The organism is Agromyces arachidis, assembly GCF_052805135.1.
Genome location: NZ_JBRBDK010000010.1, coordinates 47,517 through 64,749 on the forward strand (window position 1 = coordinate 47,517; position 17,233 = coordinate 64,749).

The 17,233-nt window shown below is 72.0% G+C and carries 14 protein-coding genes; 9 read left to right on the forward strand and 5 right to left on the reverse strand.

The genetic code is table 11. The features are described 5' to 3' along the window. Positions 1–6: 6 nt before the first annotated feature. Genes ACUY4T_RS12855 through ACUY4T_RS12865 form a run of 3 tightly spaced genes read right to left on the reverse strand, consistent with a single transcriptional unit; the run spans position 7 to position 3,498 of the window. Positions 7–1,368 (reverse strand): aldehyde dehydrogenase family protein, encoded by a 1,362-nt coding sequence (locus ACUY4T_RS12855; RefSeq protein ID WP_446019358.1) that lies wholly within the window; start codon positions 1,366–1,368, stop codon positions 7–9. Next, positions 1,365–2,150 (reverse strand): gamma-glutamyl-gamma-aminobutyrate hydrolase family protein, encoded by a 786-nt coding sequence (locus tag ACUY4T_RS12860; RefSeq protein WP_446019359.1) that lies wholly within the window; start codon positions 2,148–2,150, stop codon positions 1,365–1,367. The genes ACUY4T_RS12855 and ACUY4T_RS12860 overlap by 4 nt, the downstream gene beginning before the upstream one ends. Then, complete coding sequence (locus ACUY4T_RS12865) at positions 2,131–3,498, reverse strand: glutamine synthetase family protein (RefSeq protein ID WP_446019360.1); 1,368 nt, start codon at positions 3,496–3,498, stop codon at positions 2,131–2,133. The genes ACUY4T_RS12860 and ACUY4T_RS12865 overlap by 20 nt, the downstream gene beginning before the upstream one ends. A 222-nt stretch (positions 3,499–3,720) precedes the next feature. On the opposite strand from ACUY4T_RS12865, the gene ACUY4T_RS12870 reads away from it, so the two are divergent. Further along, the gene (locus ACUY4T_RS12870; protein WP_446019361.1) at positions 3,721–5,292 is read left to right on the forward strand and encodes an amino acid permease; all 1,572 of its coding nucleotides are present in this window, start codon (positions 3,721–3,723) and stop codon (positions 5,290–5,292) included. Positions 5,293–5,436: 144 nt separating this feature from the next. Continuing rightward, on the forward strand, positions 5,437–6,969 hold the full coding sequence (locus ACUY4T_RS12875; protein ID WP_446019362.1) for an aspartate ammonia-lyase: 1,533 nt from the start codon (positions 5,437–5,439) through the stop codon (positions 6,967–6,969). Positions 6,970–6,987: 18 nt separating this feature from the next. On the opposite strand, the gene ACUY4T_RS12880 is transcribed toward ACUY4T_RS12875, so the two are convergent. After that, the gene (locus ACUY4T_RS12880) at positions 6,988–7,863 is read right to left on the reverse strand and encodes a fumarylacetoacetate hydrolase family protein (protein WP_446019363.1); all 876 of its coding nucleotides are present in this window, start codon (positions 7,861–7,863) and stop codon (positions 6,988–6,990) included. 112 nt (positions 7,864–7,975) lie between these two features. Continuing rightward, complete coding sequence (locus tag ACUY4T_RS12885; protein WP_446019364.1) at positions 7,976–9,517, reverse strand: DNA-3-methyladenine glycosylase 2 family protein; 1,542 nt, start codon at positions 9,515–9,517, stop codon at positions 7,976–7,978. Positions 9,518–9,594: 77 nt separating this feature from the next. Between ACUY4T_RS12885 and ACUY4T_RS12890 the strand changes: the two genes are divergently transcribed. The 7 genes from ACUY4T_RS12890 (at position 9,595) to ACUY4T_RS12920 (ending at position 17,228) form a co-directional block, all read left to right on the forward strand. After that, positions 9,595–11,001 carry an FAD-binding oxidoreductase gene (locus tag ACUY4T_RS12890; protein WP_446019365.1) on the forward strand — a complete coding sequence of 469 codons (1,407 nt, stop codon included), beginning with the start codon at positions 9,595–9,597 and terminating at the stop codon, positions 10,999–11,001. A gap of 9 nt (positions 11,002–11,010) precedes the next feature. Then, entirely contained in the window at positions 11,011–12,204 is a 1,194-nt protein-coding gene (locus ACUY4T_RS12895) for a PrsW family intramembrane metalloprotease (RefSeq protein WP_446019366.1), read from the forward strand. A gap of 79 nt (positions 12,205–12,283) precedes the next feature. After that, the gene (locus ACUY4T_RS12900; protein WP_446019415.1) at positions 12,284–13,570 is read left to right on the forward strand and encodes a GAF domain-containing protein; all 1,287 of its coding nucleotides are present in this window, start codon (positions 12,284–12,286) and stop codon (positions 13,568–13,570) included. Positions 13,571–13,723: 153 nt separating this feature from the next. After that, positions 13,724–15,247 carry an acetaldehyde dehydrogenase ExaC gene (gene exaC / locus ACUY4T_RS12905; RefSeq protein ID WP_446019367.1) on the forward strand — a complete coding sequence of 508 codons (1,524 nt, stop codon included), beginning with the start codon at positions 13,724–13,726 and terminating at the stop codon, positions 15,245–15,247. A gap of 13 nt (positions 15,248–15,260) precedes the next feature. Continuing rightward, positions 15,261–15,689 (forward strand): DUF779 domain-containing protein, encoded by a 429-nt coding sequence (locus ACUY4T_RS12910; RefSeq protein ID WP_446019368.1) that lies wholly within the window; start codon positions 15,261–15,263, stop codon positions 15,687–15,689. Between the two features lie 162 nt (positions 15,690–15,851). Next, a complete protein-coding gene (locus ACUY4T_RS12915; protein ID WP_446019369.1) occupies positions 15,852–16,223 on the forward strand; it encodes an FKBP-type peptidyl-prolyl cis-trans isomerase in 372 nt (123 codons plus the stop codon). 171 nt (positions 16,224–16,394) lie between these two features. After that, positions 16,395–17,228 carry a DUF4397 domain-containing protein gene (locus tag ACUY4T_RS12920; protein ID WP_446019370.1) on the forward strand — a complete coding sequence of 278 codons (834 nt, stop codon included), beginning with the start codon at positions 16,395–16,397 and terminating at the stop codon, positions 17,226–17,228. Positions 17,229–17,233: the final 5 nt, after the last annotated feature.

Sequence of the window (17,233 nt, forward strand, 5' to 3'; positions counted from 1 at the left end):
TTTGGGTCAGGCCGGGTCGACGGCGAAGAAGACGTTCTTGGTCTCGGTGAAGGCCAGCGGCGCGTCCGGCCCGAGCTCCCGCCCCAGGCCGGACTGCTTGAATCCGCCGAACGGCGTGGCGTAGCGGACCGACGAGTGCGAGTTCACCGACAGGTTGCCCGACTCGATCGCCCGGGCGACCCGGATGCCGCGACCGAGGTCGCGCGTCCAGATCGAGCCCGAGAGGCCGTACTCGCTCGCATTGGCGAATGAGATCGCATCGGCCTCGTCGTCGAAGGGGAACACCGAGACCACGGGCCCGAAGATCTCCTCGCGGGCGGCCCGCGAGCCGCGAGCCGGGGTGAGCACGGTCGGCGGGTACCAGAAGCCCGGGCCGTCGGGTGCCGTGCCGCGGAAGGCGACGTCCGCGTCATCCGGCACGTACTCGGCGACCCGCTCGAGGTGGGCGCGCGCGACGAGGGGCCCCATCTCCGTGGCCTCGTCGGCGGGATCGCCCACCCGCACCCCTTGCACGGCCGGCTCGAGCAGCTCCATGAACTTCTCGTACGCCGAGCGCTCCACGAGGATGCGGCTGCGGGCGCAGCAGTCCTGGCCGGCGTTCTCGAACACGCCGTACGGCGCCGTCGCCGCGGCGAGCTCGAGGTCGGCGTCGGCGAACACGATGTTCGCGCTCTTGCCCCCGAGCTCCAGCGTCACGCGCTTCACCTGCTCGGCGCAGCCGGCCATGATCCGCTTGCCGACCTCGGTCGACCCGGTGAAGACGACCTTCCGGACCGTCTCGTTCGTGACGAACCGCTCGCCGACGATCGCACCGCGGCCGGGGACCACCTGGAACAGCCCTTCGGGCAGCCCCGCCTCGAGTGCGAGCTCGGCCAGGCGCAGGCTCGTCAGCGGCGTCCACTCCGCGGGCTTGAGCACGACGGCGTTGCCGGCTGCGAGTGCCGGCGCGAACCCCCACGACGCGATCGTCATCGGGAAGTTCCACGGAGTGATGACGCCGACGACGCCGAGCGGTTCGTGGAAGGTGACGTCGAGCCCGCCCGCGACGGGGATCTGGCGGCCCGACATCCGCTCGGGCGCAGCCGCGTAGTACTCGAGCACGTCGCGCACGTGCCCCGCTTCCCACCGGGCCTGGCCGACGGGGTGCCCCGAATTGCGGACCTCGAGGTCGGCGAGCTCTTCGACTGCGCCGTCGACGGCGTCGGCGAAGCGTCGGAGCACACGGGCGCGATCGGCGGGCGCGACGCCCGCCCAGTCGCGTTGCGCCCGGGCGGCGGCGGCGATCGCGGCGTCCGTCTGCTCGACGGTGGCGGCCTCGACGGTGGTGACGACCGTCTCGTCGGCCGGATTGACGATGGTGTGGGTCACGCGGGGATCCTCCTCGTGCGATGTGCGCGTGCGGCCTCGACGATGCCGGCGAAGAGGCGGCGATCGGCGGCGTTCTCCTCGGGGTGCCACTGGACGGCCACGCCGAACGCGGCCCCGGGGACCTCGACCGCCTCGATGACGCCCTCGTCGGTGCGAGCCGTGACGACGAGGCCGTCGGCGACGCGGTCGATCGCCTGGTGGTGGTACACGTGGACGTCGATCTCGCCGCGCGGCTCGTCGACCTCGCCGAGTACCGCGTCGAGGCGGCTGCCGCGCTCGACGACGACCCGCTTGGCACCGAACACGGCCGGTGCGGGTTGGTAGTCCTCGTGGCCGACGACGTCGGGCAGGTGCTGCACGAGCGTGCCCCCGAGGGCGACGTTCAGCATCTGCGCGCCGCGGCAGATCCCGAGGAACGGCACGTCCCGTTCGATGGCCGCGGTCAGCAGCGCGTCCTCCCATTCGTCACGGTCGACGCGCGGCGCGCCGGTGCGCTCGTGCGGCGACTGGCCGTACCGGCGGGGGTCGACGTCCGCGCCGCCCGACACGATGAGCCCGTCGACGGCGTCGAGGACGCGTCGTGCGATGTCGGGCGTGACCGGCTGCGGCGGCAGCAGCACGGCGATGCCGCCGGCATCCGTCACGGCGTCGAGGTACACCTTGGGCAGGAAGGATGCGGGGAGGTCCCAGACGCCGGTCCGCGACCGCTCGAGGTAGGTCGTGACGCCGATGACCGGCGCGGGCGGCGCACCCGGGCCCGACTCAGAAGCGCTCGAAGCCACGGACCCGCTCCCAGTCGGTGACCGCCGCGTCATAGGCGGCGAGCTCGACGCGCGCGTTGTTGAGGTAGTGCTCCACGACTTCGTCGCCGAACGCCTCGCGTGCGAGCTCGGAGGCGCCGAAGAGCTCCGCGGACTCGCGAAGCGTCGACGGCACACGGGCCACGTCGCTCTCGTACGCGTTGCCCGAGAAGACGTCGCCGGGATCGATCTCGCGGTCGATGCCGTGCAGGCCCGCGGCGATCAGCGCGGCCACCGCGAGGTACTGGTTGACGTCGCCGCCGGGCACGCGGTTCTCCACGCGCATGCCGAGGCCGTGACCCACGACGCGCAGGGCGCAGGTGCGGTTGTCCAGGCCCCACGCGATCGCCGTGGGGGCGAAGCTGCCGGCGACGTAGCGCTTGTACGAGTTCACGTTCGGCGCCGAGAACAGCGTGAGCTCGCGCATCGCGGCGATCTGGCCGCCGAGGAAGTGCTTGAACATGGTCGACATGCCGAGTTCGTCGTCCGGGTCGCTGAAGACGGCGTCGCCGGAGTCGCTCCGCAGCGAGATGTGGATGTGGCAGCTGTTGCCCTCCCGCTCGTTGAACTTCGCCATGAACGTGAGCGCCTTGCCGTGCCGGTCGGCGATCTCCTTGGCCCCGTTCTTGTAGATCGAATGGTTGTCGCAGGTGCCGAGCGCGTCGGTGTACCGGAACGCGATCTCCTGCTGCCCGAGGTTGCATTCGCCCTTGACGCCCTCGCAGTACATGCCCGCGCCGTCCATCGAGTTGCGGATGTCGCGCAGCAGCGGCTCCATGCGCGTCGAGGCGAGCAGCGCGTAGTCGATGTTGTAGTCGCTCGCCGGGGTGAGGTCGCGGTAGCCCTTGCGCCAGGCGTCGCGGTAGGAGTCGTCGAACACGATGAACTCCAGCTCCGTGCCGACGTAGGCCGTCAGGCCGCGCTCGCCCAGGCGCTCGAGCTGGCGCTGCAGGATGCGGCGGGGCGAGGCCTCGACGGGACGGCCGTCGAGCCACTGCAGGTCGGCGGTCACGAGCGCGCTCGCCTCGAGCCAGGGGGCCATGCGCAGCGTCGTGAGGTCGGGCACCAGGGCCATGTCGCCGTAGCCGCGCTCCCAGCTGGACATCTCGTAGCCGTCGACGGTGTTCATCTCGACATCGACCGCGAGCAGGTAGTTGCAGGCCTCGGCGCCGTGGAGCGCGACCTCCTCGAGGAACAGGCGGGCGGACACCCGCTTGCCGACGAGCCGGCCCTGCATGTCCGTGAAGGCCACGATCACCGTGTCCACGTGTCCGTCACCGATCGCGGAGCGCAGCCCGTCGAGCGTGAGGTATCCGGTGGGTGCGGCCATGTCGGCGCCTCCTCGCGTGTGAATGGTCGGGTTCGCCGCCCATTACATCACGGCGGCGCACCAGTGCCTAGGTGGACTCCGCCGACCTCCGTGGATGCATCGAGGACCGGTCCATGAAAAAGGTCTGTACGAGCGACCATTGCGGCCCTATCATGTGGCGCACAGCATCGCACCCCGCGCCCGCCCCCCAGAGGCCCGCGCGATGACGGACAGGAGCGCCACATGGCGAAAGACACCCTCAAGGTCTCGGGCGTGACCTACACGACCGCCGACCAGGGATACTTCGAGAAGCGCAAGCTCACCCGGACGGCGGGGGTGTGGGGCCTCTGGGGCCTCGCCGTCGCCGCGGTCATCTCGGGCGACTTCTCCGGATGGAACTTCGGCATCGACTTCGCCGGGTTCGGGGGCATGCTCATCGCCTTCGCGATCCTCGTGGTCATGTACTACGGCCTGATCTTCTCCATCGGCGAGATGGCGTCGGCCATGCCGCACACCGGCGGCGCGTATTCGTTCTCCCGCGCGGCGATGGGTCCGTGGGGCGGATTCGTCACGGGGCTCGCCGAGACGATCGAGTACGTCGCGACCACCGCGGTCATCGTGTTCTTCTCGGCGTCCTATGCCGACGCGATCACGAGCGAGCTGCTCGGCTTCTCGATGCCGGGCTGGGTCTGGTGGATCATCCTCTACGCGGTGTTCATCGGCATCAACGCGGCCGGCGCCAGCATCTCGTTCAAGTTCGCCATCGTCGTGTCGATCATCTCCATCGCGATCCTCCTCGTCTTCAGCGTGATGGCGCTGTTCTCGGGGCAGTTCTCGTGGGACAACCTCTTCGACATCGAGCCCGACGCCGGGCAGACCGCCTTCCTGCCGCACGGCGTGCTCCCGATCCTGTTCGCGCTGCCGTTCGCGATGTGGTTCTTCCTCGGGATCGAGGAACTGCCGCTCGCAGCCGAGGAGTCGCACGACCCCGTTCGCGACATCCCTCGCGCGGGCATCATCGCCCGTGCCACGCTCATCGTCACCGGGCTCCTGGTGCTCTTCCTCAACACCGGCGTGGTCGGTGCCGAGGCGACCGGCACCGCCGGCGAGCCGCTCCTCGACGGCTTCCGGGTGATCGTCGGCGACGGCCTCGCCGCCGTGCTCGCGCTGTTCGCCCTGATCGGCCTCCTCGCCTCGTTGCAGGGCATCATGTTCGCGTACGGACGGAACATGTACTCGCTGTCGCGGGCAGGCTACTACCCGAAGTTCCTCTCGCTCACGGGCAAGCGCCAGACGCCCTGGGTGGCGCTCGTCGCCGGTGCCGTGATCGGGTTCGCGGCGCTCGTCGTCCTCGACCTCCTGGCCCGCGTCGACGCCGAGGGCGCGGGTGCCGTCGCAGGTGCCATCGTGCTCAACATCGCGGTGTGGGGCGCCGTGCTGGCGTACATCCTGCAGATGATCTCCTACGTGATCCTCCGCCGGAAGTACCCGAACGCGAAGCGTCCGTACCGCAGCCCGTGGGGAGTCCCCGGCGCGATCACCGCGGCGGCGATCTCCGGCCTCATCTTCCTCGGGTTCCTGCTGAATCCGACCTTCGTTCCCGCGATCATCGCGATCGCGATCGTCTACGCGATCATGCTGATCGGGTTCGGCGTCTACGGTCGCAACCACCTCGTGCTCTCGCCCGAGGAGGAGTACGCGGTCTCCGGCGGCCTGCACGGCGACCCGCAGGCCGAGGGGTACGGGGGCAAGGTGGAGGAGGAGATCCTCGCCATGGACGGCGTGGACGAGTCCGGGGGCGACTCGGCACGCTGACCCCGTCGGCGGGCGGCGCAGGAAACCTGCGCCGCCCGGCCGGGGACGCACGGAAGCACCGCAGCGGCGGCGAACAGCGCCGACGGGGCCGCGAGTAGGCTCGACACGAACCCGGCGCGGCGATCCCGCGCATCCGAAGAGGCGATGGAGCCAAACGTGTCGACGATCCGACCATCCCACCCGACCGCCGTGAGCGAATCCGCGGAGGACCCGGCGCTCGCTGCGAACCACCTCGGCCCGACCCGCACCGAGACCGACTCGCTCGGCTCGGTCGAGGTGCCCGCCGATGCGTACTGGGGCGTGCACACGATGCGCGCGCTCGAGAACTTCCCGATCTCGAAGCGGCCCATCTCGGTCTACCCCGAGCTCGTCGTCGCGCTGGCGCAGGTCAAGCAGGCGGCCGCGCGCGCGAACAAGGAGCTCGGGGCGCTCGAGCCGCAGAAGCAGGCCTGGATCGACGAGGCCTGCCAGCGGATCATCGACGGCGAGTTCCACGACCAGTTCGTGGTGGGCGTGATCCAGGGCGGCGCGGGCACGTCGACGAACATGAACGCGAACGAGGTCATCACCAACGTCGCGCTCGAGATCGGCGGCTACGCCCGGGCGCGCTACGACGTCCTGCACCCGATCGACGACGTCAACCGCAGCCAGTCGACGAACGACACGTACCCCACGGCGCTGAAGCTGGCGATGACGGCGTCGCTGACCACGATGCTCATCCAGCTCGACCAGCTGCGGATCTCCTTCGGTCGCAAGGGCCGCGAGTTCCACGACGTCCTCAAGGTCGGGCGCACGCAGCTCCAGGACGCGGTGCCGATGACGCTCGGGCAGGAGTTCCACTCGTTCGCCACGACGCTCGGCGAGGACATCGCGCGGCTCCGCGAGACCATCAAGCTCCTGTCCGAGGTGAACCTGGGCGCGACGGCGATCGGCACGGGGATCACGGCCGACCCCGGGTACGCGGCGGCCGTCGTGCGCCACCTGAGCGAGATCACCGGGCAGCACCTCGAGACGGCGCCCGACCTGGTCGAGGCGACGAGCGACACGGGCGTCTTCATGACGTTCTCGAGCGCGCTCAAGCGCAGCGCGATCAAGCTGTCGAAGATCTGCAACGACCTCCGCCTGCTCTCATCGGGCCCGCAGGCGGGCCTCGGCGAGATCAACCTCCCGCCGAAGCAGGCGGGCTCGAGCATCATGCCCGGCAAGGTGAACCCGGTGATCCCCGAGGCGGTCAGCCAGGTCGCCTACGCGGTGGCGGGTGCCGACGTGACGGTCATGATGGCCGCCGAGAACGGCCAGCTGCAGCTCAACGCGTTCGAACCGGTCATCGCCCATGCGCTCCTGCAGTCGATCACCTGGATGCGCCAGGCCTGCTGGACGCTGCGGGTGAACTGCGTCGACGGCATCACGCCCAACACCGAGCGGCTCGAGGCGCAGGTCGCCTCCAGCGTCGGCGTGATCACGGCGCTCATCCCGTTCATCGGCTACACCGAGGCCGCGAAGCTCGCCAAGCAGGCCCTCGCGACGGGACGGCCGGTCGCCGACCTCGTCGTCGAGGCGGGACTGATGACGCGCGACGACGTGACGCGGCAGCTCTCGCCCTCGCGGCTCTCGGGCGTGCACCCGATCACGCAGGCCATCGGGGTCGTCGAGCGCAAGGGCGAGCCCAGCGACTGAGGCGCCGGGTCGGCTCGCTCACACCACGCGGCAGTGAGTGGTGAGCGAGCCGATGCCCTCGATCGTCACCGTGACGGTCGAGCCGTCCTTCAGGAACACCTGCGGGTTCCGGCTGTAGCCGGCGCCGCCGGGGCTGCCGGTCGAGATCAGCGTGCCCGGCGGGAGCGTCGCGGTCTTGGACAGGTACGAGATGATCTCGGCGACGCTGCGCACCATCTCGTTGGTCGACGCGTCCTGGAGGATGTGCCCGTCGAGGTTCGTCGTGAGCCAGAGGTCCTGGGGATCGGCGACCTCGTCGGCCGTGACGACGACGGGCCCGGTCGGCGTGAAGCCGTCGAACGACTTGCATCGGGACCACTGGGCCTCGCTGAACTGGATGTCGCGGGCCGTGATGTCGTTGACGACGGTGTAGCCCCAGACGTGGTCGAGCGCGTCGACCGGCGACACGTTCCTCGCGGGCGTGCCGATGATGACGCCGAGCTCCGCCTCGTAGTCGACCTGGGTCGCCACGTCGCCGGCCCACTCCGTGGTCTGCCCGTGCCCGGTGAGGGAGTTCGGCCAGAGCGAGAAGATGGTCATCGCCGACTCGGACCGCAGCTTGAGCTCGGACGCGTGCGCGGCGTAGTTGGCCCCGATGGCGAGGACCTGCGCCGGCCGCAGCACGGCGGACGAATGGCGGAGGTCGGCGACGGGCGTCGTCGACGCTCCCGCGGCGACCGCGGTGTCGACGGCCGACCGGACGTGGTCGAGCGCCTCGGATCCGCGCTCGATCAGGTCCTGCAGGTCGCGAGGTGCGTCGGCGAGGATCTCGTCGAGGAAGAGCGCGTCGTCTCCGAGGACCGTCGCGAGTCGGGGGGTGGACTGGCCGTCGACTCGGAGGTGCGCGAACTTCACGGATCCAGCCTATCGACCGGTATCCCGGTACCGCTGTGCGGGATGTACAACGACCGGGACCGGATGCACCGTCATGTCGACAACCGCGGCCCGGACATTCCGTGCGACGCGATCAGTCGGATGCCGCCGCGCGCCAGAGGTGCATCGACGCGTAGCTGCGCCACGGCGCCCATCGTGCGCCGCGCGCCGTGAGGGCGCGGGCCTCGGAGGGGAGTCCGAGCCGGGCCGCCCCGTTGCGCAGCGCGAGGTCGGACACGAGCAGCTCGTCGGGTTCCCGCGTGACCCGCATCGCCAGGTAGCCGGCGGTCCAGGGGCCGATCCCCGGGACGGCGAGCAGGTCGGCGCGCAGTTCGTCGCGCTCCCGCTCGGGGGCGACGACGAGCTCGCCCGACGCGATCCGGCCGCACACGTCGACGATCGTGCGCACGCGTGCGGCGGGTCCGCGCAGCACCGAGGGGCCCTCGGCGGCGATCGCCTGCGGGGTGGGGAAGATGCGCCGCGGCCCGTCGAGGTCGACGACCTCCCCGAGCGCCTCGGCCAGGCGGCCCAGCGAGGTGCGGGCGGATGCGACGGACACCTGCTGGCCGACGAGTGCGCGCACCACGAGCTCGTGCGGGTCGAGGGCGCCCGGGAGCCGGATGCCCGGCACGGCCGCGACCGCCGGCGCGAGCGCGGGATCTGCCGAGAGGGCCTCGTCGATCGCCACGGCGTCGGCGTCGAGGTCGAACAGCCGGCGGACCCGGGCGACGAGGGGGGCGAGGTCGGAGAGCGCGGCGAGTCGCGCTTCGACGGCGAGCCCGACGGCCCCGGTCGCGCCGACCGCCGGGGCGAGGCGGATGAGCGACGGGCCGGAGGGCAGGGCCAGGGTGCGCTCGAACCCGTCCGGCCCGGACCGCTCGACGCCCGCGACCGCCCTGGCGGCGAGCCAGGCGAAGACGCCTGCCGCGTCGAAGGGCGGTCGGGCGGGCAGATGCAGCCGGACCACGCCCGCCTCCGGCGATGGGAGCGGGGCTTCGTCGGCCCGGTGCCGTCGCGAGCTCGCCCGGGTCCCGGTCGCGCGGAGCTCGATCGGGCTCCGCTCGTACACGGCGCGGATCGTGTCGTTGAACTGGCGGATGCTGCCGAAGCCGGACGCGAACGCGACGTCGGAGATCGGCATCGACGTCGAGACGAGCAGGGCGCGGGCGGTCTGCGCCCGGTGCGCCCGGGCGAGCGCGAGGGGCCCGGCGCCGAGCTCCGTGGAGAGCACCCGCGTGAGGTGGCGCGGGGTGTACCCGAGTCGTGCGGCGAGGCCCGGAACCCCGTCGCGCTCGACGACGCCGTCGGTGATCAGGCGCATGGCGCGAGCCGCGAGGTCGTCGCGGAGGTCCCACTCGGGCGAGCCCGGCACCGCGTCGGGCAGGCAGCGCTTGCAGGCGCGCAGCCCGGCCTCGTGCGCGGCGGCCGCGGTGCGGTAGAAGGTCACGTTCGAGGCCTTCGGCGGGGTGGCCGGGCAGCTCGGCCGGCAGTAGATGCCGGTCGAGTGCACACCGGTGATGAACTGGCCGTCGAACCGCGCATCGCGCGCGCGCATCGCGCGGTAGCGCTCGGCGAACGCCGGGTCGTCCAACGGATCGCCCGAGCGGGGTCGGACGGGTGCTGCGGTCGGCGACATCACGGTTCAAGGCTCGCACGGCCGGCGGACGTCTGGTAGCGGGAATCGGACATGGGTGTCGCGTATACGCTGGCGGCATGCACGACGACGTCCGGACCCGCCTCCTGGCCGCGCTGGGCGACGCCGTCGCCGTCGACGGCCCGCTCCTCGACGTGGTCCGAGCGGACCGCTCGGGCTGGGTGAGCCCGGAGCGACCGCTGGCGGTGGTGCGCGCGGCATCCGTCGCCGACGTGCAGGAGGTCATGCGCATCGCGACGGCGACGGGCACGCCCGTCGTGCCGCGCGGCGCCGGCACCGGTCTCGCCGGGGGCGCGATCGCCGGCGCGGGCGCGATCGTCCTCGACCTGACCGGCATGGATCGCATCCTCGAGCTCGACGACGTCGACGAGCTCGCCGTCGTCGAGGCCGGGGTCCTGAACGGCGACCTCGACCGCGCCGCGCGCGAGCGCGGGCTCTGGTACGCGCCCGACCCGGCGAGCCGGGCGATCTCGTCCATCGGCGGCAACATCGCCACCAACGCCGGCGGGCTCCTGTGCGCGAAGTACGGCGTGACCCGCGAGAGCGTCCTCGGGCTCGCGGTGGTGCTCGCCGACGGCAGCCTGCTGCGCACCGGCCACCGCACCGTGAAGGGCGTGACCGGGTACGACCTGACGGCGCTCATGACCGGCTCGGAGGGCACGCTCGGGGTGATCGTCGAGGCCACCCTGCGCCTGCGTCCGGTGGTCCGCGGTCCGGTGGAGACCGTCGCGGCGGCCTTCCCCGACGTCGAGTCGGCGGGCATCGCGGTGGGCGGGGTCGCCGCGGCCCGCGTGCGCCCCGCCATCCTCGAGCTCATCGACCCCGTCGGGCTCGCCCGGGTCGCGGAGCACCTCGGCACCGAGGCCCTCGCCGGCACTCCGCTGGCCGATTTCGCCCCGGGCGAGACGTTCCTGCTCGCGCAGTGCGACGCCGGGGATGCGGCGGCCGAGGCCGCCGTCATCGCGCGCGTGTTCGCCGAGTCGGGCGGGCGGGTCGACCGGTCGACCGACGCCGCGACGGGGGAGCGCCTCCTGGACATCCGCCGCGCGATGCACCCGGCGCTCGCTTCGCGTGGGAACGTGCTCATCGAGGACGTGGCGGTGCCCCGCTCGAAGCTGCCGGAGATGTTCCGCGAGATCGCGCGGATCGGCGCGCGCCACGGCGTGGAGATCCCGACGCTCGCGCACGCGGGCGACGGCAACCTGCACCCGAACTTCGTGTTCGAGGGCGACGAGGTCCCCGAGCGCATCTGGACCGCGGCGGACGAGCTCTTCCGTGCCGCCGTGCGCCTCGGCGGCACCCTCACGGGCGAGCACGGCGTGGGCGTGCTGAAGCGCCGGTGGCTCGCCGACGAGCTCGGGGACGCGTCGGTCGACCTGCAGCGCCGCATCAAGGCGGTGTTCGACCCGGCCGGCATCCTGAACCCGGGCGCGATGTTCCCGCCGACCGACGGTCCGGATCGCTAGGCTTCCGCCGTGAGCCTGACGCCTCCGCCCCCCGTCGATCCGCACGGTCACCTGAACCCGGCCGGCCCGCCCGCCGCGGACCCCGCCTTCGCGCATCGGACCCCCGGTCGGACGCGCGACGGCCTGGGCGCGGGCGCCGCCATCGTCGTGCTCATCGCCGTGGCGGGCCTCGTCGCGCTGCTGGTGGCGGGCTACCTCGCGATCGCGCTCGGCGCCTCCGTCGTTGCCGTCGGCACGCTGGTCGCGCTCGTGCCGCTCGCCATCGTCCTGCTTGCGGTCCGCTGGATCGACCGCTGGGAACCCGAACCGCGCTGGGCGCTCTGGCTCGCCTTCCTCTGGGGGGCCGCGGTGTCGGTCGCGATCGCGCTCGTCGTCGACCTCGGCGTGCAGCTGTTCGCCGCCTTCGCCTCGCCCGGGGGCGCGACCACCGACGAGGCGCTGCAGGCGGTCGTGCAGGCGCCGATCGTCGAGGAGATCGCGAAGGGCGCCGGCGTGCTCCTCATCTTCCTGCTCGCCCGGTCGCACTTCGACGGCCCCGTCGACGGTCTCGTCTACGGGGCGACGGTCGCCGCGGGCTTCGCCTTCACCGAGAACATCCTCTACTTCGGCGTCGCGCTCCTCGAGGGCGGTGCGGGCGAGCTCGGCGCGACCTTCATCGTGCGCGGGCTGTTCTCCCCGTTCGCGCACGTGCTGTTCACGGCCTGCACGGGCATCGCGATCGGCTTCGCCGCCCGGCGCGGTCGCGGCGCGGGCGTCGTCGCGTGGTTCCTGGTCGGCCTCGCCGCCGCCATCCTGCTGCACGCGTTCTGGAACGGCTCGCTCGCGTTCGCCGACGCGTTCGCGCTCTACTTCACCGTCCAGGTGCCGATCTTCATCGCCGCGATCGTCGTGACGGTGCTCCTCCGACGCGAGGAGCAGCGGGTGACGCGCAGGCGGCTCTCGGAGTACGCGGCCGCGGGGTGGTTCAGCCAGGACGAGGTCGACGGGCTCTCGACGTGGCCGGGGCGACGGGCCGCGCTCGCCTGGGCTCGCACCCAGCAGCCGCCGCGCACGGCCCAGGTGCAGCGGTTCATCGCGGATGCCACCCGGCTGGCCTTCACGCGCAACGTCATCGCGACCGGTCGAGCCGACGTGCGGCGGCACGCCGACGAGCGCGCCCTCCTCGACGCGGTCGCGCGCAGCCGGGCCGCGATCTCGGCCTGAGCAGGAGCGAGGCTCCGTCGGCCGGTCTATGCTGGCCGCAACCGCGAGGAGATCGACGGCGATCGGAGACGGCGTGCCCATGCCGAACGAGGTGCCGCAGGGCAGCGACCCCAGCGCCCTGCGCGACCGCCTGCTGCGCGCCCAGGAGGACGCCCTCGCCACCGGCGTGGTCCCGCTCAGCCTCCGCCCCGTCGTGCGCGAGTCGTGGGAACGCGCCATCCGCGGGGCGATCGACCCCGACCGCGCGCTGCCGCGCATCGAGCTCGACGAGGACGAGTTCCGCGCGTATCGCGCCTCGCATGCCCTCGCACCCGTGATGCCGGTCATCCGTCGCCTGCTCGTCGACGGCACCGAGGACGCCGGGCTCGTGGTCGCCGTCGGCGATGCGCAGGGCCGGCTGCTCTTCGTCGAGGGCGACCCGCACCTGCGCCGTCGCGCCGAGGACATGCTCTTCATCGCGGGCGCGGACTGGTCCGAGGCGAGCATCGGCACCAGCGCACCGGGAACGGCGCTCCAGCTCGACCGGGCGGTCCAGATCCGCGGGGCCGAGCACTACAACCGCATCGTCCACCCCTGGAGCTGCACGGCCGCGCCCGTGCACGACCCCGTGACCGGCGCCCTCCTCGGCGTCATCGACATCACCGGCACCGACCTCGCCGTCGCGCCGCACACGCTCTCGCTCGTGTCGGCGACCGTCGCCGCGGTCGAGGCCGAGCTGCGCATCGCGACCCTCGAGTCGAACGTGCACGCCACCATCCGGCGCTCCCGCATGCGGCCCGTGCTGCCCCCGCGCACGGCGCTCACCGTGCTCGGCGCGCAGCGGCCGCGGCTCGGCGCCAACGAGCTGAGCCCCCGGCACGCGGAGATCCTGACACTGCTCGCGTGGCATCCGAACGGGATCGGTGCCGAACGGCTCGCCTCGCTCGTCTACGAGGGGGATGCCTCGCCCGTGACCCTGCGCGCCGAGGTCACGCGCCTGCGACGCGTGCTCGATGCCGTCGGCGAGCCGCCGCTGGAGTCCCGCCCGTACCGCCTCGCGCGCGAGCTCGATGTCGACGCCGCTCGGGTCGCGAAGCTGGCCGGCCAGGGTTCGCTCCGCAAGGCGCTCGAGCAGTACCCGGGCCCGATCCTGCCGTCCTCGGTCGCGCCCGGCATCGTCGACCTCCGCGACGAGCTCGCGAGTCGGCTGCGCGAGTCGATGCTCGCCGACGCGTCGCCCGAGCTGCTCGCCGAGTTCGCCGAGCGCGACGAGCACCGATTCGACGTCGGGCTCTGGCGCGCGCTCCTCGAGGTGCTGCCGCCTCGGTCGCCGCGTCGCGCGTCGGTCGTCGCGCACCTGGAGCGCATCGACGCGGCCCTGCGCTGAGGCGGGCCGCCCGCGGCATCCGCCGCCCGCGGCATCCGCCGTCCCACTGCAACGCGGCTGCAACCCTCGGGCAACCGGCCCGCAACGCCCGCGCCCGTACCGTGGCGCACGCCCCACTCCGAGGGCATGACGACGACGTCACGAGGAGACACGATGACCGTGTACGCAGCGCCCGGCACCGCCGGCGCACTGATCCAGTTCAAGCCGCGCTACGAGCACTTCATCGGCGGCGAGTGGGTGAAGCCCGTCGAGGGCGCCTACTTCGACGACATCTCGCCGGTGAACGGCAGGCCGTTCGCCGAGGTCGCCCGCGGCACCGCGGCCGACATCGAGGCCGCGCTCGACGCGGCGCACAAGGCCGCCCCGGCGTGGGGTCGCACGAGCACCGCGCACCGCGCCGCCATCCTGAACGCCATCGCCGACCGCATCGACGCCAACCTCGAACTGCTCGCGGTCGCCGAGACCTGGGACAACGGCAAGTCGATCCGCGAGCCGCTGAACGCCGACCTGCCGCTCGCGAGCGACCACTTCCGCTACTTCGCGAGCCTCATCCGCGCGCAGGAGGGCAGCTTCACGCAGCTCGACGAGGACAACGTCGCCTACCACTTCGACGAGCCGCTGGGCGTGGTCGGCCAGATCATCCCGTGGAACTTCCCGCTGCTCATGGCCGTGTGGAAGCTCGCCCCGGCCCTCGCTGCCGGCAACGCCGTCGTGCTGAAGCCCGCCGAGCAGACGCCCGTGTCGATCCTCGTGCTCGTCGAGCTCATCGCCGACCTGCTGCCGGCGGGCGTGCTGAACGTCGTCAACGGCTTCGGCGTCGAGGCCGGCAAGCCGCTCGCGTCGTCGAGCCGCATCCGCAAGATCGCGTTCACGGGCGAGACCACGACCGGCCGCCTCATCCTGCAGTACGCGTCGGCGAACATCATCCCCTCGACGGTCGAGCTCGGCGGCAAGAGCCCGAACATCGTCTTCGAGTCGGTCGCCGACCGGCGGGACTCGTTCTACGAGAAGGCGCTCGAGGGCTTCAGCCTGTTCGCGTTCAACCAGGGCGAGGTGTGCACCTGCCCGAGCCGGTCGCTCATCCAGAAGTCGATCTACGACACGTTCCTCGACGACGCGATCGAGCGCACCAAGCTCGCCCGCCAGGGCAACCCGCTCGACACCGAGACGCAGGTCGGCGCTCAGGCGTCGAACGACCAGCTCGAGAAGATCCTGAGCTACATCGACATCGGCAAGAAGGAGGGCGCGAAGCTCCTCCTCGGCGGCGAGCGCGTCGACCTCGGCGGCGACCTCAGCGAGGGCTACTACGTCGCTCCGACGATCTTCGAGGGCGAGAACCGCATGCGGCTCTTCCAGGAGGAGATCTTCGGACCGGTCGTCGCGGTCACGAGCTTCCAGGACTACGACGACGCGATCCGCATCGCGAACGACACGCTCTACGGCCTCGGTGCGGGCGTCTGGAGCCGCAACGGGAACGAGGCGTACCGGGCCGGCCGCGACATCCAGGCCGGCCGCGTGTGGGTGAACAACTACCACGCGTACCCCGCGGGCGCGGCGTTCGGCGGCTACAAGTCCTCGGGCATCGGGCGCGAGAACAACAAGGAGGCCCTGTCGCACTACCAGCAGACGAAGAACCTCCTCGTCAGCTACAGCGAGAACCCGCTCGGGTACTTCTGATCGGGAGCCGGCCATGACGATCGAGACGACGGATGTCGCGGCGCTCGCCGGACGCGTGGTCGCGTCGGTCACGGTCGAGGGCGACGTCTCGCCGCGGGTGGAGCTCGCACCCGCGGCGAGCGTGCTGCTCGCGACGCTGTGGGCGAAGCACGGGCCGCTGATGTTCCACCAGTCCGGCGGCTGCTGCGACGGCAGCGCGCCGATGTGCTACCCGGCGGGCGACTTCGCCACGAGCGCGGCCGACGTGCTGCTCGGCGAGCTCGACCTCGGGTCGGGGCGGGTCGTGCCGTTCTGGATGTCGGCCGAGCAGTTCCGGTACTGGCGCCACACGCACCTCACGGTCGACGTCGTGCCGGGCCGGGGGAGCGGCTTCTCCCTGGAGGCGCCGGAGGGCCTGCGCTTCCTCATCCGCTCGCGGCTGATGGACGAGGGCACCCGCTGACGGAAGAAGCTCGTCGCCCCGTGGATGTGGCAATGCCGACATCTCGACGGGGCGACGAGCCTTTGAGGGCACCAGACTGCAAGATGTTCGCCGTCAGCACAAGACCCACGTGGACGGGCGTCCCGGATTGAACCGTCGGGCGGCATCCGTTTGGATGGGGGCATGACTGATACGAACAGCAAGCCCGAGGTCGACGCTCCCCAGGGCCCGGCCCCCGAGGACCTCGTCATCGAGGACATCGTCGTGGGCGACGGCGCGGAGGCGGCTGCCGGCTCGACCGTCGACGTCCACTACCTCGGCGTCGAGTACGACTCGGGTGAGGAGTTCGACTCCTCGTGGAGCCGTGGGCAGTCCATCAACTTCCCGCTGCAGGCGCTCATCGCCGGCTGGCAGGAGGGCATCCCCGGCATGAAGGTCGGCGGTCGGCGCAAGCTCATCGTCCCGCCGCACAAGGCGTACGGACCCGCCGGCGGCGGGCACCAGCTCTCGGGCAAGACGCTCATCTTCGTGATCGACCTGCTCGGCGTCAGCTGAGCCCACGTCGACCGGCGCACCAGGGCCGGCGGACCCCGGGTCCGCCGGCCCTCGTCATGCCCGCGCCGACGATTTTCCATTCAGGTGCATCCGAACGCCGTGCTCGGTCGGAAGTAGGTGATGAAGGCACACATCGCCGCTCCGCCGGGCGGAGCTGACCTGGAGGGAATCATGAACAAGATCCTCATCGCCGGCATCGGTGCCGGAGCGCTCGTCGCGTTCGGCGCCGTCGCGCCGGCCAACGCAGCCGAGGACGGCGCCATGCTCTCGGTGCTGCACGGCATCCCGGACACGCCCGTCGACGTGTACGTCAACGACGAGCTCACCATCGACGACTTCCAGCCGGGCGACCTGGCCGGTCCGCTCGAGCTGCCGGCGGGCACGTACTCGGTGGCGCTCACCGCGCCGGATGCCGCGGACGCCTCGGCGCCCGTGCTCGGACCGATCGACCTCCCGCTCGAGGCGGGCGGGAACTACACCGCCGTGGCCCACCTCGACGCCTCGGGCGCGCCGACGGCCAACCTGTTCACCAACGACATCTCGGACATCGCCGCGGGCGAGGGCCGCCTGACCGTTCGCCACGTGGCCGCCGCGCCGGCCGTCGACGTCCTGGCCGGCGGCTCGCCCGTCATCGAGGGCCTCGAGAACCCGAACGAGCAGACGCTCGACCTGCCCGCCGGTACGGTCGAGGCGTCGGTCGCCGCCGCCGGCACGACCGAGCCCGTCCTCGGGCCGGCTCCGGTCGACGTCGCTGAGGGCACCCTGACCATCGTCTACGCGTGGGGCAGCCTCGAGGACGAGAACCTCGACCTCGCGGTGCAGACCGTCACGGGCATGCACTCGAGCCCCGATGGCGTGCCCGCCGGCTCCGCCGGCCTCGTCGCCACCAACGCGCCCGAGCAGCAGGCCGGCCTCTGGGCCGCTGCGGGCCTGGCGCTCCTCGCGGCGATCGCGCTCGGCGCGGGCTTCGCTCGGAAGTCCGCCGCTGCCAAGGCGGAGCGCTGATCCAC

Excerpts from the sequence above, each read along its gene's own strand:
- ACUY4T_RS12865 (WP_446019360.1), bottom strand. The coding sequence starts at position 3,498 with ATGGCCGCACCCACCGGATACCTCACGCTCGACGGGCTGCGCTCCGCG.
- ACUY4T_RS12870 (WP_446019361.1), top strand. The coding sequence starts at position 3,721 with ATGGCGAAAGACACCCTCAAGGTCTCGGGCGTGACCTACACGACCGCC.
- ACUY4T_RS12875 (WP_446019362.1), top strand. The coding sequence starts at position 5,437 with ATGGAGCCAAACGTGTCGACGATCCGACCATCCCACCCGACCGCCGTG.
- ACUY4T_RS12885 (WP_446019364.1), bottom strand. The coding sequence starts at position 9,517 with ATGTCGCCGACCGCAGCACCCGTCCGACCCCGCTCGGGCGATCCGTTG.
- ACUY4T_RS12890 (WP_446019365.1), top strand. The coding sequence starts at position 9,595 with ATGCACGACGACGTCCGGACCCGCCTCCTGGCCGCGCTGGGCGACGCC.
- ACUY4T_RS12900 (WP_446019415.1), top strand. The coding sequence starts at position 12,284 with ATGCCGAACGAGGTGCCGCAGGGCAGCGACCCCAGCGCCCTGCGCGAC.
- exaC (WP_446019367.1), top strand. The coding sequence starts at position 13,724 with ATGACCGTGTACGCAGCGCCCGGCACCGCCGGCGCACTGATCCAGTTC.
- ACUY4T_RS12910 (WP_446019368.1), top strand. The coding sequence starts at position 15,261 with ATGACGATCGAGACGACGGATGTCGCGGCGCTCGCCGGACGCGTGGTC.
- ACUY4T_RS12915 (WP_446019369.1), top strand. The coding sequence starts at position 15,852 with ATGACTGATACGAACAGCAAGCCCGAGGTCGACGCTCCCCAGGGCCCG.
- ACUY4T_RS12920 (WP_446019370.1), top strand. The coding sequence starts at position 16,395 with ATGAACAAGATCCTCATCGCCGGCATCGGTGCCGGAGCGCTCGTCGCG.